This window comes from Streptomyces ossamyceticus (assembly GCF_001418475.1).
In the GTDB taxonomy this organism is placed as follows: domain Bacteria; phylum Actinomycetota; class Actinomycetes; order Streptomycetales; family Streptomycetaceae; genus Streptomyces; species Streptomyces ossamyceticus.
Genome location: NZ_LIQX01000563.1, coordinates 517 through 3916 on the forward strand (window position 1 = coordinate 517; position 3400 = coordinate 3916).

General features: G+C 72.5%; 2 protein-coding genes. Both read left to right on the plus strand.

Features of this window, described 5'->3' with window-relative positions; genetic code table 11:
- Positions 1 to 388: 388 nt before the first annotated feature.
- Positions 389 to 1831, plus strand: a complete 1443-nt coding sequence (locus AOK15_RS33205) for an SLC13 family permease (protein ID WP_055522030.1) — start codon at positions 389 to 391, stop codon at positions 1829 to 1831.
- Positions 1832 to 1939: 108 nt separating this feature from the next.
- The coding region (locus tag AOK15_RS33210; protein ID WP_055522031.1) for an acyl-CoA synthetase at positions 1940 to 3400 on the plus strand (1461 nt) is incomplete at its 3' end.

Below are 3400 nucleotides of genomic sequence, written 5' to 3' on the forward strand. Positions count from 1 at the left end.
ACTGGCGCAGCCGGTCGAGCACCTGCTCGTAGAGGCGCTGCTTGGTCATGGGGCGCAGGGCGTCGGTCACGGAGTCCCCCTCTCGTTCCGGAGAGTAACACCGGCACGACGACCGTGGCCCGGTGGCAAAGTGGCTGAGCCAATTCGTGCGCGACCCCTTGACGGGGCACTCCCGGGCACGCACGCTGACCCATCGAAGTGGCTCAGCCACTCATCCACTGAGCGCACCACTCATCCACTGAGCGCACCACTCAATCACTGAGCGCACCACTCGACACCGACCGAGCCACTCGACCGTCCGCCTCCATCGCCCGCGCTCCTCCCCCAGCGATTTCCCCCCACCGTTTCCCCCAGCGAGTTCCTCCGGGACCCAACGACGGGAGCCCGTATGTCCCCCGAGCTCATCTCGATCCTCGTCCTGGCCGTGGTGTTCGTCATCGCGACGACCCGCTCCGTGAACATGGGCGCCCTCGCCTTCGCCGCCGCCTTCGCGGTGGGCGAGCTGGTCGCCGACCTCGACGCGGACGGCATCTTCGCCGGCTTCCCCGGCGACCTGTTCGTCGTCCTCGTCGGCGTCACGTACCTCTTCGCCATCGCCCGCGCCAACGGCACGACCGACTGGCTGGTGCACGCCTCGATCCGGCTCGTCCGTGGCCGGGTGGCGCTCATCCCGTGGGTGATGTTCTTCCTCACGGGCACGCTCACCGCGATCGGGGCGGTCAGCCCGGCCGCCGTGGCCATCGTCGCCCCCATCGCCCTCAGCTTCGCCGCGCGCTACGGCATCAGCCCCCTCCTCATGGGCGCGATGGTCGTCCACGGCGCCCAGGGCGGCGGTTTCTCCCCCATCAGCATCTACGGCACGATCGTCAACGGCATCGTCGAACGCGAGAGGCTCCCCGGGAGCGAGATCACCCTCTTCCTGGCCTCCCTCGCCGCGAACCTCCTGATCGCGGGCGTGGTGTTCGTACTCTTCGGAGGGCTGAAGCTGTGGGCGCGGGGCGCGGGCCCTCACCTTCCCACCACCGAGGAGCGCACCCCGTCCCCGGCCGGCACCACCACCGCTTCCCCGGAACGCGACGGCACCGAAGCCACGGCCACCGGCACCGGCACCGGCACCGGCACTGGAGCCACAGCCACCGCTACGGCCACCGGCAGCGGAAGCGGCACAGGTCCCCGCCCCAGCTCCAGCACCAGCACCAGCACCAGCACCAGCACTGACGTGGAAACCCCCCGGCTCACCCCCGCCCGGAGCGCCACCCTCGGGGCCCTCCTCGCCCTGGTCGTCGCGGTCCTCGTGCTGGACCTGGACGCCGGTCTCACCGCCATCACGCTCGCGGCCGCCCTGAGCGCCGTCTGGCCGGACGACAGTCGCAAGGCCGTCAACCAGATCGCCTGGTCCACCGTCCTCCTCATCTGCGGCGTCCTCACCTACGTCGGCGTACTGGACGAGATGGGCACCATCACCTGGGCCGGCGAGGGCGTGAGCGGCATCGGCGTGCCCCTCCTCGCCGCCGTCCTGCTCTGCTACATCGGCGCCGTCGTCTCGGCCTTCGCCTCCTCCGTCGGCATCATGGGCGCCCTGATCCCCCTGGCCGTACCGTTCCTGGCCCAGGGCGAGATCGGCGCGGTCGGCATGATCGCGGCCCTCGCCATCTCCGCGACGGTGGTCGACGTCAGCCCGTTCTCCACGAACGGCGCGCTGGTGCTGGCCGCCGCGCCCGACGTCGACCGGGAGCGCTTCTTCCGCCAGCTGATGATCTACGGCGCGATCGTCGTGGCGGTGGTGCCGGCGGTGGTGTGGCTGGTACTGGTCGTGCCGGGATTCGGGTAGGCCCCCACAGACCACCCGGACCCTCAGCCCTCAGCCCTCAGTCCCCGGCCCCCCCCCCCGCCCTCGCCCCTGCCTCCCGCCTCCCGCAGCAACCAAGGAGTACGACGCGTGTCCCCCCTGTTCCCGGATCTCACCCTGCCCGTGCCGCCCGACCGCCCCGCCCTCCGCTTCGGCGACCGTTCCCTCACCTACGCCGGCCTGGCCGCCGCGGCGGGCGCCCTCGCACCCCGCCTGCGCGACGCGGGCCGCGTGGCCGTGTGGGCGACGCCGACGCTGGAGACGGCGGTCGGTGTCGTCGCCGCGCTGCTCGCCGGGGTCCCCGCGGTACCGCTCAACCCGAAGTCGGGCGACAGCGAACTCGGCCACATCGTGAAGGACAGCGCCCCCACCCTGATTCTGACGGCACCGGGCACCGAACTCCCAGCAGCACTGGGCGGCTTGGCCCGCGTGGACGTCGAGAACATCAAGGACGTCGAGGGCGTCGACACCGCCCCGGGCCGCGGAGCCCCGTACGCCGTCGAGGACGTCCCGGACACCGCCCCCGCCCTCGTCGTGTACACCTCCGGCACCACCGGCCCGCCGAAGGGCGCCGTCATCCCCCGCCGCGCCATCGCGACCACCCTGGACGCGCTGGCGGACGCCTGGCAGTGGACCGGCGACGACGTCCTCGTCCACGCCCTGCCCCTGTTCCATGTGCACGGCCTGATCCTCGGCATCCTGGGCCCGCTGCGCCGCGGCGGCTCGGTGCGCCACCTGGGCCGGTTCGGCACCGAGGGCGTGGCCCGGGAGCTGAACGCCGGCGCGACCATGCTGTTCGGCGTGCCGACGATGTACCACCGCATCGCCGAGGCCCTGCCCACCGACCCGGACCTGGCGGAGGCCCTGGCGCGGGCGCGTCTGCTCGTCTCCGGTTCGGCCGCGCTGCCCGTGCACGACCACGAACGGATCGCGGCGGCCACCGGGCGCCGGGTGATCGAGCGGTACGGCATGACGGAGACCCTTATGAACACCAGCGTCCGCGCCGACGGCGAACCCCGCGCCGGCACGGTCGGAGTCCCGCTGCCCGGAGTGGAGTTGAGGCTGGTGGAGGACGACGGCACCCCGCTCACCGCGTACGACGGGGAGTCGGTCGGCGAGATCCAGGTGCGGGGCCCGAACCTCTTCACCGAGTACCTCAACCGCCCCGACGCGACCGCCGCCGCGTTCACCGCGGACGGCTGGTTCCGCACCGGCGACATGGCGGTCCGCGACCCCGACGGCTACGTCCGCATCGTCGGCCGCAAGGCCACCGACCTCATCAAGAGCGGCGGCTACAAGATCGGCGCGGGCGAGATCGAGAACGCGCTCCTCGAACACCCGGCGGTGAAGGAGGCCGCGGTCACCGGCGCGCCCGACCCCGACCTCGGCGAGCAGGTGGTCGCCTGGATCGTCCCCGCGGACCCCGGCGCCCGCCCCACCCCCGACGAGCGGGACGAACATGTGGCCGCGAGGCTGGCTCCCCACAAGCGCCCCCGGACCGTCCACTACCTCGGTTCCCTCCCCCGCAACGACATGGGGAAGATCATGAAG

Excerpts from the sequence above, each read along its gene's own strand:
- AOK15_RS33205 (WP_055522030.1), top strand. The coding sequence starts at position 389 with ATGTCCCCCGAGCTCATCTCGATCCTCGTCCTGGCCGTGGTGTTCGTC.